The sequence below is a fragment of the Marinomonas sp. G8-14 genome (assembly GCF_055808935.1).
Genome location: NZ_CM147891.1, coordinates 4,256,339 through 4,268,907, shown reverse-complemented (window position 1 = coordinate 4,268,907; position 12,569 = coordinate 4,256,339). Strand labels below are relative to the sequence as shown.

11 protein-coding genes and 1 pseudogene are annotated in these 12,569 nt (G+C 43.8%); 2 read left to right on the top strand and 10 right to left on the bottom strand.

The window, feature by feature from the left end; all coding sequences use genetic code 11:
• Positions 1-41: 41 nt before the first annotated feature.
• From AC0L6V_RS21850 to cynS, 3 genes and pseudogenes are all read right to left on the bottom strand, one after another.
• On the bottom strand, positions 42-1,682 hold the full coding sequence (locus AC0L6V_RS21850; RefSeq protein WP_418138610.1) for a bifunctional protein-serine/threonine kinase/phosphatase: 1,641 nt from the start codon (positions 1,680-1,682) through the stop codon (positions 42-44).
• Positions 1,683-1,821: 139 nt separating this feature from the next.
• Positions 1,822-2,633 (bottom strand): annotated as a pseudogene (locus AC0L6V_RS21845) (formate/nitrite transporter family protein).
• A 76-nt stretch (positions 2,634-2,709) separates the two neighbouring features.
• Positions 2,710-3,150 (bottom strand): cyanase, encoded by a 441-nt coding sequence (gene cynS / locus AC0L6V_RS21840; protein ID WP_265220448.1) that lies wholly within the window; start codon positions 3,148-3,150, stop codon positions 2,710-2,712.
• 716 nt (positions 3,151-3,866) lie between these two features.
• Here cynS and AC0L6V_RS21835 point away from each other — a divergent pair.
• Positions 3,867-4,319 (top strand): Lrp/AsnC family transcriptional regulator, encoded by a 453-nt coding sequence (locus tag AC0L6V_RS21835; protein ID WP_265220447.1) that lies wholly within the window; start codon positions 3,867-3,869, stop codon positions 4,317-4,319.
• Between the two features lie 165 nt (positions 4,320-4,484).
• Positions 4,485-6,074, top strand: a complete 1,590-nt coding sequence (locus tag AC0L6V_RS21830) for a methyl-accepting chemotaxis protein (protein WP_265220446.1) — start codon at positions 4,485-4,487, stop codon at positions 6,072-6,074.
• Between the two features lie 124 nt (positions 6,075-6,198).
• Here the strand turns inward: AC0L6V_RS21830 and AC0L6V_RS21825 are convergent, their stop codons facing one another.
• The 7 genes from AC0L6V_RS21825 to AC0L6V_RS21795 all read right to left on the bottom strand — a co-directional run bounded on the left by AC0L6V_RS21825 (position 6,199) and on the right by AC0L6V_RS21795 (position 12,557).
• Positions 6,199-7,212 (bottom strand): 1-aminocyclopropane-1-carboxylate deaminase, encoded by a 1,014-nt coding sequence (locus AC0L6V_RS21825; protein ID WP_265220445.1) that lies wholly within the window; start codon positions 7,210-7,212, stop codon positions 6,199-6,201.
• Between the two features lie 385 nt (positions 7,213-7,597).
• The gene (locus AC0L6V_RS21820) at positions 7,598-8,005 is read right to left on the bottom strand and encodes a Rid family detoxifying hydrolase (RefSeq protein ID WP_265220444.1); all 408 of its coding nucleotides are present in this window, start codon (positions 8,003-8,005) and stop codon (positions 7,598-7,600) included.
• A 28-nt stretch (positions 8,006-8,033) separates the two neighbouring features.
• The gene (locus AC0L6V_RS21815) at positions 8,034-9,251 is read right to left on the bottom strand and encodes a M20 family metallopeptidase (protein ID WP_418138609.1); all 1,218 of its coding nucleotides are present in this window, start codon (positions 9,249-9,251) and stop codon (positions 8,034-8,036) included.
• Positions 9,252-9,261: 10 nt separating this feature from the next.
• Positions 9,262-9,615: a hypothetical protein gene (locus tag AC0L6V_RS21810; RefSeq protein ID WP_418138608.1), complete on the bottom strand. Its 354-nt coding sequence runs from the start codon at positions 9,613-9,615 to the stop codon at positions 9,262-9,264.
• Positions 9,596-10,678 carry a M20/M25/M40 family metallo-hydrolase gene (locus AC0L6V_RS21805; protein WP_418138607.1) on the bottom strand — a complete coding sequence of 361 codons (1,083 nt, stop codon included), beginning with the start codon at positions 10,676-10,678 and terminating at the stop codon, positions 9,596-9,598. Before AC0L6V_RS21805 ends, AC0L6V_RS21810 begins: the two co-directional genes overlap by 20 nt.
• A gap of 50 nt (positions 10,679-10,728) precedes the next feature.
• On the bottom strand, positions 10,729-11,562 hold the full coding sequence (locus AC0L6V_RS21800; protein WP_418138606.1) for an ATP-binding cassette domain-containing protein: 834 nt from the start codon (positions 11,560-11,562) through the stop codon (positions 10,729-10,731).
• A complete protein-coding gene (locus AC0L6V_RS21795; RefSeq protein WP_321160387.1) occupies positions 11,562-12,557 on the bottom strand; it encodes an ABC transporter ATP-binding protein in 996 nt (331 codons plus the stop codon). The genes AC0L6V_RS21800 and AC0L6V_RS21795 overlap by 1 nt, the downstream gene beginning before the upstream one ends.
• Between the last annotated feature and the right edge of the window lie 12 nt (positions 12,558-12,569).

The window sequence follows — 12,569 nt, the reverse complement described above, 5'->3', positions numbered from 1 at the left end:
ACAATAAATGTTTTCTTTTAAAAAAGCGTCATACGGAAAAGCTAAAATATTTTCATTAATAAAAAAACAATCACCAAAAATAAAAAGAAAGACACGCCTTGCCAGAACATGACTGGGTTACGCTGTATTAAGGGTGGTCGAGTGCGGTCGAGGAAAGTTTGATTTGGATGATGCAAGTCGTAAACAAATTCGGCCACTTCTTCATAGCGTTTTAGCGGGTTGATATGAAGGGCTTTATGCAATGCATCATCAATCCATACAGGCAATTCAGAGTCTTCCGTCATTACACTGCGATAGCGAAGGCGTTGTTGAGCAGCGATGCTTTTTGCTTGAGCTATTTTGGGATGATAAGGAAACTGATTGCCAGATAACATTTGATAAGCAATAACGCCGAGAGCGTAAATATCAGAGCGTTCAGTGCCCCCGTAACCAAGAAAATATTCTGGTGCCGAATAGCGCATGGTGCCTCGTAAGGCGTCTTCATCTTTGGTGTTGCTGACACCAGCAATATGAGTGGAACCAAAATCAATGATTTTCACGGTACCATGTTTGTCGATCATGATGTTGGCAGGACGAATGTCTTGATGAATCATACTCTTACGATGAAACGCCTGCAGTCCATTAGCGATTTGTGAAATGATGTCTCGGGTTTGTTCCAGCGATGGTTTGGGATGATCTCTCATCCATTGAGCCAAAGATTGACCGTCAATGTATTCCATTAGCAAATAGAGAAATTTTCGTTGTCGCGACGATTCTATGGCTTTAACCACATGAGGGTTCTGAACCCGCTTAGCAATCCAGTCTTCTAACATGAAGTTTTCCAAATACGCCGTATCATCACTCAATTCTACCGACGGTGTTTTAATCACCACAAACTCACTACTCTCTATATCGCGGGCTAAAAACACATGACTGCGGCTGCTCACATAAATAGAGCGCACTATTTCGTAGCCATCAAACAACATTCTTTCTCTTAATGGCGGCGGCACAGGTAATTGACTAACGCGCTGTTGCATATCTTCCTGCTGATAACTTGGTACGTCATCCACTCGAACGATCTGAATGCTCAAGTTGTCGTCACTGCCATTTTCCAATGCCTGTGAAATAATTTGCTCTGCAGCTTGATCCAAACTTTCTGTTGCAACAATACAAGTAATGATTTGCTCTGCATCAATAAATTCATACACGCCATCGGTTGCCATCACAAACTTATCACCTTTGTTCACAGGCAAAATTTGATAATCCAAGACAAGAATTGGTTCTATGCCTAAGGCACGTGTCAAATAGCTCTCATTGACGGATACAGTGCGACAATGATCTTGAGTCAGTTGCTCGAGTTTTCCATCGAGTAGGCGATAAACACGACTGTCACCTAAATGAAAAATATGCGCGGCATTGGCACACACCACAATCGCGGCAAACGTACAAACATAACCTTTGTCTTTATCGAATCGGCTTGGACCATTTTGGGTTTGAGAATAGAGAGCGGCATTGATGGATTTGATCACTTTTTCGCCAGACACCTTCACCGACCACGCGTCCGGGGTATGGTAAAAATCCTCTAGAAATCGCGTAATGGCGAACTCACTAGCGGCTTGGCTAACAGGGCTTGAACTGATGCCATCAGCGATGGCAAGCGCCACCCCCTGCTCGTTAACAGTGGTTCTGTTGGTATTCGACACCCCAGAAAATCTTGATTGATGTCTTTTTTACCCTTATTCGTGGCACGGCCAATACTGATACTCAGTGTTTTCATTAAAATCCCTAAATACAAAAAACTCTGCAAGCATAAATACTTACAGAGTTTTTAAAAAAGCCGTCTTATGCCAATTTACGCGACGCAGACGTTCTCACATGCGTCAGGTAAAGAGGTAACCCCACCAGTAAAAGACCTCCGGCTAAGTTGCCCAACACCGTTGGAATCTCGTTCCAAATCAAATAATCCATAAAAGTAAAATCCCCCCCATGATCATAGAAAATGGGAACAAAAACATATTAACGATGGAGTGTTCAAAGCCCATGTAAAAGAACAACATCACCGGCATCCACATGGCCGCCATTTTGGCACCAGCAGAGGTCGAGATCATGGCACCTACCACACCCATAGACACCATCCAGTTGCACAACATGCCCCTAATAAAAATGGTAAACCAACCGCCCGCACCATGAGACTGATAACCCAAGGTACGCGACTCACCAATGGAGCTTACTTTCGCAGCCAACGCGCCGCCATCCGTGGCATAACCGTAAGTCAAAATAAATGACATAAAAAACGCCGTGGTTAATGCCCCAGCAAAGTTACCAATAAATACTAAGCCCCAATTACGCAGTACTTGTGCGGGTGTCACGCCTGGGCGTTTATCAAACAACGCCAAAGGGACAAGCGTAAACACGCCAGTGAGCAGATCAAACTTCATCAAATACAGCATGATAAAGCCCACAGGAAACAGCACAGCGCCCAACAATGGACTACCCGTTTGTGTGGCTACGGTAATAGCAAACACAGCCGCTAGGCCAAGAATCGCCCCCGCCATAAACGCACGAATGATGGTATCCTTCGTCGACATGTAGACCTTTTGCTCACCTGCGTCGACCATTTTGGTGACAAATTCACTTGGTTCTATGTACGCCATTTTTACGCCCTCTTGTCTTTAGATTGCCGAAAACCAGCAATTCGTCATTCAAAACTCGTTCATTAAAATGTCTTCATTACCATGATTTATAAGGTAAAAATTTCCCATTTAACGTCAAAATAACCCGATCACCCTTGGGGTTTTCTTCTTTGTCGACGGTCATAGAAAAATCAATCGCGCTCATGATGCCGTCACCAAATTTTTCTTGAATCACCTCTTTAAGCGTGGGTCCATAAACGCCCACCACTTCATACAAGCGGTAAATTAAGGGATCTTGCGGAATCACGTGATCCCAAGTTTTGGTTGGGTATTCCATCAGGGCGGATTTAGCTTCTGCTGATAAACCTAAAAAAGCCACCAGCTTATCCGCCACGTCTTCTGAGCAACTGTTCATGCCTAAACAGGCTGAGGTGATCCAAACATCGGTCATGCCAGTGGCTTTCGCGATAGATTCCCAACTCAGATTTTTCTCTTTTTTAATGGCGAAAATGGCTTCTGTGACATCAATTTTTTTCATCTCTTATCCTCAAATAAAGCCCCTAAAAATAGAGGCTCTTCACAACAGAATCATTCAAAATACAGGTCACTTGATGCACCTAAACTCAACAGAGTAAGTAAGACACGCCAATATTGTTCGAATGTTATTTTGCTTACGACAAGGCCTGTCTCGGATAACCGAATGGCTTTTTTAGAAAGAAAAAGAAAAGAGAGAAGAAAGGCACGCACGCCACCCTCATCAGCTATCTCCTTTCTAAAGGAGCCTGACCGAGTGCTACTGAAACAACAGCAGCTGGCGACGATGCCATTAAGCAAACTGATCGACGTTGACCAACTTGTTTACTACATCAACAAAATCGACATAGATACGAATAGAATTTAGCAAGTACAGTGCCAAATAAAAAAAGAGGCCACAAGCACTTGCTTAAAAACGTATAAAACCATTGATTTACTTATCAAAAATATTTTTTATCGATAACGTAAAAAAAACAAACCGCTCTGATTGATACAAAAAAGCACTGCTTAATCAATCAAACTGCACCAAAAAAAGCGCCTTTGTTAAGCAGGGAACAGAATTTGAGCACTTGGTTAAACACGGTATAAATAGCAAACAGAATAAGAGAAATAAAATCAGTCAAAAAAACAATTATCCATTTCATCTATTGCAGTATTTTGATAGTTTTAGAAAGAATCTTTCGCATATTCATTTACTTTAAAAACATTAAGGCAATCTTGATGGATAAAATTGATAAAAAAATTCTACGTTTATTACAACAAGATGGCCGTCTAACCAATGCCGATTTAGCTGAGCAGGTCAACGTCAGTCCGGCAACCTGTCACCGCCGCACCCACCAGTTATTTAAGGACGGTTATATCAACGAAGTACGTGCGATTATTGCTCCAAACAAGGTAGAACGTAGTGCATTAGTTCTGGTCGGTGTGGTATTAGATAGATCAACACAAGAAAGCTTTGCAACTTTCGAGAGCGCCATCGCTAAGCTACCTTTCATTTTGGATTGTCATTTGGTCGCAGGGGATTTTGATTACTTTCTTAAAGTGCGTGTTAAAGACATGGCCGATTTTAATAAACTCCACAGCGATCAATTACTGGCCTTACCCAGTGTGCGTCAGCTACGTACCTTTTTTGTGATGAAAGAAGTCAAAGATAACGCTCCATTGGATTTTTAGATCTCTACGACAAAATGAAAATTAATATAAAAAACGGCCTAAATCTTTTCAATTCGCAGTATTAAATAAAATCGTAAGCTCACATTTAACCCTCATATAAAAATGAATAATTAGTTATTTTCTACTAATATAAAAATCATCATATTTGTATTTTGGAGCAAGGTAATGACGATAAAGACTAAAATTTATCTTGGTATATGCCTATTCATGGCATTAGTTCTAAGCAACGCTACTCTAAGCATATTATCGATCAATAAACTCAATTCCGAAATTAGCTACATTACTGGCAATGCTTGGGATGCCGCCGATGGTGCAATGGAGGGAACGATTGGTATACAAGCCCAAATCATTACTCTTGATGCCTACATCGGCAATGAAATATCACTCGAGGACGCAAAAAAGAAAATTACAGAAGAAAATGCCTTCACTGTAGAAGCGCTGGACAGAATGAAAAACTCTGGACTCATGAGCACAGGCGCCCTCACAACCTTAAATAATTATTTAGCGACACTCGATACATTAAAGGGAAGAATACTCTCTGATAACCAAGCAACCTCTCTGAGCGCAGTGGATGAATTCGACCAGCACGTTGTGAAATTGTTAGACTTTATTGAAATATTAGAAGAGGAAGGCGACAGTCAGGTAGAAAAAAGAGCTGCCAATTTAGACAATGTTATTCATAGCGTAAAACTGAATAACTACATCATTTTAGTCATTGTACTCGTCGTCTCAGCCTTTATCGCCTTCGCTGCGAACCGACTGATTATTCGTCCTCTTCGTCAAATGATTACCTTACTAGAAGGCCTAAACCGTGCAGATGGTGATTTAACCACTCGACTTGATGGTTCCGGCAAAGATGAAATGTCGGAAGTTGCACGAAACCTCAATGGATTTATCGAACTGGTACACTCGGTCATCAAGCAAGTCGCTAAAACCGTCTCATCAACCCAAGGTTTTGCCACGCAAATAGACAATGCTTTACAACAAGTGGATAACATGTCCAAACACCAACAACAAGGCACAAAAGGCATAGCCCACGCTGTTAACGTTATGACCCATTCTTTAAGCGAAGTATCAGCCGATGCGAGTAAATGTGGCGAAATGGCAATAGAAGCTAACACCAACTCCACAAGAGGCCAAAACAACCTATCGCAAACACTCAAATCCTTGCATAACGTGGTCGACGAAATGGACAAAGCGTCCTCAGTGGTTTCCACTCTAGAAACAGATGGTCAAAACATCGGTAATATACTGGATGTGATACGTGGTATAGCGGAACAAACCAACTTATTAGCACTTAACGCAGCCATTGAAGCCGCTCGTGCAGGAGAAACGGGGAGAGGCTTTGCTGTCGTTGCTGATGAAGTACGTAACCTAGCCAATAGAACGCATGAATCCACACTCGAAATAGAAACCGCTGTAGAGCGTATCCAAAAAGGCTCAGCCGATGCGGCACAAGTCATGCGAACGTCACAGACACTTACAGGGAGCGTCGCAACACAAGCACAAGAAACCATTGAAATGTTTACCACCATTATAGAATCTATCAGCACCTTGAGTCATACCAACCAGCAAATATCGACGTCCATTCAAGAACAAAACCAACAGGCAAACGAGATAGCAAAGCAAGTAAATGATGTGACTAATACGGCTTCATCAAACGTAGAATACACACAAAAAGCCATCGATATTAAAAATCGCCTAAGCAACGACGTTCAGCAGTTAAGCAAATTAGTCGATCGCTTCCAAATCTAAATTTGTATTTGTGTTAAGCAGGTGTTAGTTGCGGTACAAAAAGACTCATGGCGATAAACCAAAAGGCTTCCCAATGGAAGCCTTTTTACCGATAGAGCAGATTATTTCCAATCTTTGTTAATGGTTAACCATTGCGATAAATATAACTATAGCCATTAATGGCAGGCACTCCACCAAGATGCGCATAAAGTACTTTGGAACCTTGTGGGAAGAAGCCTTTTTTCGCTAAATCAATCAAACCCTGCATGGATTTTCCTTCATAAACTGGGTCTGTCATCATGCCTTCTAAACGCGCCACCAATCGAATCGCATCATTGGTTTCATTCGATGGCACGCCATAAGCTGGGTAGGCGTAATCTTCATTAATGACAATGTCGTCTGCGGTCATTTCTCGACCAAGCTCAACCAACTCAGCGGTGTTTTGCGCAATAGAAAGCACTTGTGCGCGGGTTTTCTCTGGTGTACCAGAAGCATCAATACCAATCACATTTTTTGAACGACCATCTGCTGCGAAACCCACTGCCATACCTGCATGAGTCGAACCTGTTACCGTACAAACTACAATGTAATCAAATTTAAAACCTAGCTCTTTTTCCTGTTCACGTACTTCTTCAGCAAAGCCTACATAACCTAAGCCACCAAATTTATGCACAGACGCACCAGCTGGAATAGGATAAGGAATGCCGCCTTTAGCCTTTACGTCTTCGATAGCGTTTTTCCAACTTTCACGGATACCAATGTCAAAACCATCGTTTACAAGATCAATTTCTGCCCCCATCACGCGACTCATTAAGATATTACCAACGCGGTCATAAACGGCATCTTCAAACGGCACCCAGCTTTCTTGTACCAAACGACATTTCATGCCGATTTTAGCCGCTGTCGCAGTAACCAAACGAGTATGATTAGATTGCACACCGCCGATACTCACCAAGGTATCCGCACCGGATGCAATTGCATCTGGCACTATGTATTCCAGTTTACGAAGTTTATTTCCACCTAAAGCCAAACCTGAGTTGCAGTCTTCACGTTTCGCGTAAACTTCAATATTGCCTAAGTGATCAGACAAACGTTGTAACTTTTCAATTGGTGTTGGTCCAAAGGTAAGTGGGTAACGTTCAAATTTTTTTAGGTTCATAGCGGTCGTTCCTTATCAATGTAGGTTTGTCGATTTAAATTCTTTGCTTTAAGGTTTTTGTTTTAAGTTACAACCAGACTACCGAATAAACCGTGAAATGTGCTTTCTAATTTTCATCATTTTAAGAAAACAAAAACAATAAAAACCAACAAATTGATAAATAAGCATCCATAAATATCATTAATATGAAATATAATTTCATCCATTAAACTAGATTTATTTACCTCGATAAATGAGATTTCTAGCGAAACAATATGACGAGAAAACAGAGGAATTTAGGGCAAAAAAATACCACTGTTTTAGTCTATTAATAGAATAAAAAAGCGGTCTAAGGGAGGTATAAAACCATTATTAAGAATTAGAAGTATGGAGAACTAAAAATTGATCAAGTAACAGCAAGCGACCAAACAGGATCTGGAATCATCATAATGGCTTCCACTTGCATCTCGGCATCCATTGGCAAGGCACTTACCGATACAACGGCTCTGGCAGGAAGTGGCAAGCTAAAGTGCTTAAGCATTTCTTCATTGAATTCCACTAGGTTCGCCATGTCTTTAAGGTAAATCGTCAGCTTCACCACATGTTCAAGTGAGCCGCCAGATGCCATTGCCACCGCGCTCAAGTTATGAAAAACCTGAGCGGTTTGTTCAGTAATCGAACCTTGAAGCAAGGTATTAGACTCGACAACTAGAGGAATTTGCCCTGATAAAAACGCCCAGTTGCCAGTCTTTATCGCTTGTGAACAAACCTCAGATTCGGATGGTGCTAGCTCTGTTTCAATTGAGTGAAGCATGATTTATCTCCTTTAAAAGGTTCGACCCTTACGGCAAAAGCAACACACTTTTGGCGACGGCTTGCGTGCGAGGTACAAAGGTATCTAACAAACAAAGCTCGCCTTCAGTATGCATTTTTGCGCCCACTGGGCTCGTTCCACATAAGGTCGGAACACCCATCGACGACGTGAAACCAGCATCCGAGCAGCCACCTGTAAATTCCCCTTCAACGGAAAAGCCTAATGACTCAGCTTGTGTTTGATAATGGGCTAATAGCCCATCGCTCATGCTGGATTCAAACGGATGAAACGCCGATATTAAGCGTACCGAAGCGGTTACACCTTGCAGCCTAGGCATATCAACAATGGCCTGAATCGCGTCCATCGCATCGACCATTTGCTCTTTCGTGATGTAGCGTAAATCCAATTTAGCTTTGGCCTCTGCGGCAACCGTATTAGAAGACATACCACCATTGATTAAACCGACATTGGTTGTCACTCCCGTTTCATAATCGGTCAGTGCATGCAGCTCAGTAATGATTAAAGCCAAGCCGCCAATAGCACTGACACCATCGGCATGATTGACACCAGAGTGAGCGGCTTTGCCTTTGACGATAATTTCAAAGCTCGCACCGCCTTTTCGAGCCGATACCACATTGCCACTGATGCGACCGGGTTCGGCATTGAAAACCGCTTTTGCCCCCTTCACCATGTGTTGAATAACATGACGACCTTCTGGCGAGCCTATTTCTTCATCACCAGTGAACAAGCCAACAACCGGATGAGGTAATTCATCGATATCAGAGTTATTCAATAAATACTGCAAACCTCTTAACACAAAACAATTCAATACTAAACCGGATTTCATATCTGCTACGCCTGGCCCAAACGCCGTCATACCATCACGAGTAAAGCCACGTGTTGCAACGGTGCCTTTTGGGAAAACCGTATCCCTGTGTCCCATCAGAAAGATGGCTGGCTGAGAATCTTTTTTATCAAATCCAGAACCAATACGTGCTTCCAACACATCGCCAGAGCTTGCCGATTTATGCCAGCGACATTCGATACCATCGGCTTCTAACCAAGACGCCATTAGCCGTCCTGCCGCATCGACCCCCTCTTTGTCATAGCTGTTCGAGTCGGTATCGACTAATTCCTGTAGACACTGAATCATCTCGTCTTCTTGAGTGGCGAGCCAGTCACAGAGTAAATCCGCATAAGGTGCGAGTGCGCTGTTGCTTAGCTTTTTTGCTGTCGTGATTGTCATTTCGTTCTCCTTAACGTTTTGCCTGGATCGAGGCACCTTGTTCAGATAAATCCCAAAAAAGCCCCGTCATAATCTGTAAAGCTTCACGACACACTGGCGCTAATACGTGTTCATTTGGCGCATGTTGACTGCACGCAGGGTAAGAATGTGGCACCCAAACGGTGGGCAAATTGAGAATATTGGCAAACACATCGTTGGGCAGCGAGCCCCCCAAGTTAGGCAGTAGCACAGTTTTTTTACCGGTTGTCTGCGCGAGTGAAGCCAAGGCCCAATCCACCCAAGGGTCTTCAGGATCAAGGCGTGTCGCCTCCATAGTATGGCCGCTATCAGTGACTTCAACATCACTAAAGCCATGTAGATCCAAATGATCTCGGATATGTTTTAAAAAATTTTGACTGTCGCTTTCGACCACAAAACGCAGCTGACAATGGGCGCTGGCGTAGCCGGGAATTGCATTCACAGGCATATCCGGATTGCCCGTTTTGCAGGCCAGCATCTCTAAAGTGTTCCACGCAAAAACTCGCTCGGCTGGGGTTAAATCGGGCTTCACCCCAATTAGGATCAATGGCTGGACTGTTTGCTCCTTCTCCCACAGGAATGTCTTTAAGTGCTTGGCGAACCGATTCTGGCAAGCGCGCAGGCAACAAACCTTTGACAAGAATCTTACCTTTAGCATCCACCATAGACGCCCAAGCATGGGCCAAGCGCGTGCCGGCGTTGCTCAATAAACCACCCCAATTACCAGAATGATGGGCGCCATCGCGCAACAACACTTTCATATCGAAATTAAAACCACCGCGTGATCCAAGAAAAATGGTTGGATGCTCAGCACTTAGTCTTGGGCCATCGGAGGCAATAAACAAATCCGCTGCCAGTTCCTCTTTATACAGCTCACAAAGCTCTGCTAACCCTGGGGAACCGGCTTCTTCGCCCATTTCTAAAATCACTTTAACGTTAAAGCCTAGCTTGCCATCTTTCGCCTCAATCACCTGCTTTAATGCAGCAAAGTTGATGGTGTGCTGGCCTTTGTTATCCGCCGTTCCACGGCCATACCAACGGTCGCCATCCACCACCACTTTCCAAGGTGACAATCCTGCTTTCCATTGATCGTCATAACCGCGCACCACGTCTCCGTGACCATAGGTCAGCAACGTCAGCTGAGTTGGATCTTCGATTCGTTCGGCAATCAAAAAGGGCCAAGAACCCGGTTGATTTACTTCCGTCACAGGATTAGCAACAAGGCGTGATTGAAAGCCCAAAGAAGCAAGCTCGGGCATAATAATGTCTTGCAAATAAGCATGTAACTGGTCAAAAGCGTGGTGATTTTGGCTTTCACTGTGAACGCTAACGCGCTGCTCTAATGCCGTAAAAAAAGCGCCAGAATCAAAATAAAACTCCGCACCTTGAATGGTCGATTGACGACTCATGTTCTCTCCTTAAAAATAAAAGCTAGGCTAAAAGGCAAAATCAAAGGTATTTAAGATGCTTTATCCCACGCACTTGAATCCAACACTTCAGGCAACCCCAATGCCGGTTCCGGCGTTAAAACAGAAGATAACAAGGCTTGGGTATAAGGATGTTGCGCATTTTGAAAGATCTCTTCCCGTGTACCCTGCTCGACAATTTTGCCGCGATACATAACAGCAACTCGATCCACCAAGTGCTCCACCACGCCAAGGTTATGACTGATAAATAAATACGTCAGTCCTAGCTCTTTTTTCAAATCCATCAATAGGTTAAGAATCTGCGCTTGAACGGACACATCCAGCGCCGACGTTGGCTCATCACACACCAGAATGTTGGGTTTAAGAATCAAAGCACGCGCAATAGCAACCCGCTGACGCTGACCACCAGACAATTGTCCCGGATAATTTTTTAATAACCGCTCAGGCAAGCCGACTAAGTCACTGATGTCTTTCACGGCTTTTTGCTGACTGTTAACGTCCCCCATTTTGTGTAGTTGCAGTGGCAAGCGGATAATTTGCTCGATGGTTTTACGTGGATTCAAAGACGAATAAGGGTCTTGAAAAATCGGCTGCAGCTGACGAGACATATCAAGACGTGAACTTAATCCTCTGACCTTATCATTAATCAAAATATCCCCATCGGTGGCCTCCAGTAAGCCTAGAATCATTTTCGCCAAGGTGCTTTTGCCACAACCAGATTCGCCAACCAAACCCAAGGTTTCACCAGGACGAATGCGCAACGAAATACCGTCTACGGCTTTTAGCAATGTAGGTTCTTTAAATGCGCCATTTTTAAGATAAAAGTGACGCGACAGATTCGTTAGTTCCAAAGCGTATTCCGCCATTATACCGCCTCCTGAAATGATGCCGTCGCAATAGGACAACGTACTTGATGAGCCTCTGAGACTAGATGGTTCTCTAAACGAGGCGAACGGTAACAACATTCGCCAATCGAGACGCTGCAACGGTTTTCAAACGCACAGCCTTTTAGCTCGCCAATCAAACTCGGTACCACGCCCGGAATTGATTCCAAATGACTACCAGGTAAGGTCTTACCCGGAATCGGAATGCAGTTGAGTAGACCTTTGGTATAAGGGTGTTGAGGATCAGAAAACAGATCTTGCGCAGACGCCGTTTCCACCACTTGTCCGGCATACATCACAGCCACACGATCGGCGATACGCGCCACCACACCAAGGTCATGGGTGATAAAAATAACGGCGGTGCCAAACTCTTGTTGAAGCTCTCGAATCAAACGTAATATTTGTGCTTGAATCGTCACATCTAGTGCCGTGGTTGGTTCATCGGCGATGATCAAATCAGGCTCACACATCAGCGCCATGGCGATCATCACCCGCTGGCGTAAACCGCCCGATAATTGATGTGGATACTGGTCTAAACGCTTTTCGGGGTACGGTACACCAGCACGCTCCAATAAATACACTGCGCGTTTTTTAGCTTCATCTTTGCTCACTTTTTTATGCTTAATAATGCCCTCGCACAACTGATTGCCCAAGGTATAAGAAGGATTCAGCGAGGTCATCGGCTCTTGAAAAATCATCGACATGCGCATACCGCGCACTTGATTGCGTTCTTTTTTCGATAAGGACAATAAATCCATGCCGTCGAACTGCATTGTCTCGGCGGTCACTTCTGCACGCTTCGGCAACAACCCCATCAACGCCATGGAGGTCATGGATTTACCGCACCCAGATTCCCCTACGATGCAGAGCATTTCACCTTTGTTTACGTGCAAATCAATGCCACGTACCGCTCGCAAATCGCCATTTGGCGTTGGCAGACTGACTTGTAAATTTTTTACCTCGAGTATTCGTTTCATGATGTCTCCTTT